Here is a 422-nt window from a genome sequence, read left to right as displayed (position 1 = left end):
GCAGTGGCTTGTTGTAATGAGCCAGTAAAGTCAGCAAAATCGATCTCATTTTTATCAGCGACAACAACATACTCAGGCAATAAAATCTCAGTTTTAGTCATAATGTCACGAGCGGTATCGAGCAAATCTGCTTCATATAAAGACGCACCAACACTATGACCTTGTGCTGCTAAGAAAGTATTGGCAATACCGCCACCAACGATAATTTGGGCGCACACTTCTGCCAAGCTGTGTAGTACTTCTAGCTTGGTAGATACTTTTGAGCCACCAACAATGGCTAGCATCGGTTGCGCTGGCGTTTCAAGCGCTAAGCTCAAGGCATCAAGCTCAGCGGCCAATAATGGTCCTGCACAGACTGTCTTGTCGGCTTGATGCATCGCTTGGGTCACACCCTCCGTTGACGCTTGTGCACGGTGAGCAGT

At 47.4% G+C, this 422-nt stretch carries 1 protein-coding gene; it reads right to left on the bottom strand.

Annotated elements, in window-relative coordinates; all coding sequences use genetic code 11:
- Positions 1 to 422 (bottom strand): phosphoglycerate kinase (gene pgk / locus AAEZ03_RS26025; protein WP_350582624.1); only part of this gene is annotated, 422 nt, incomplete at both ends.

Source organism: Pseudomonas sp. HY2-MNA-CIBAN-0224 (assembly GCF_040310285.1).
GTDB classification, from domain to species: domain Bacteria; phylum Pseudomonadota; class Gammaproteobacteria; order Pseudomonadales; family Pseudomonadaceae; genus Aquipseudomonas; species Aquipseudomonas helleri.
This window is presented reverse-complemented; position numbering and strand designations above follow the sequence as displayed.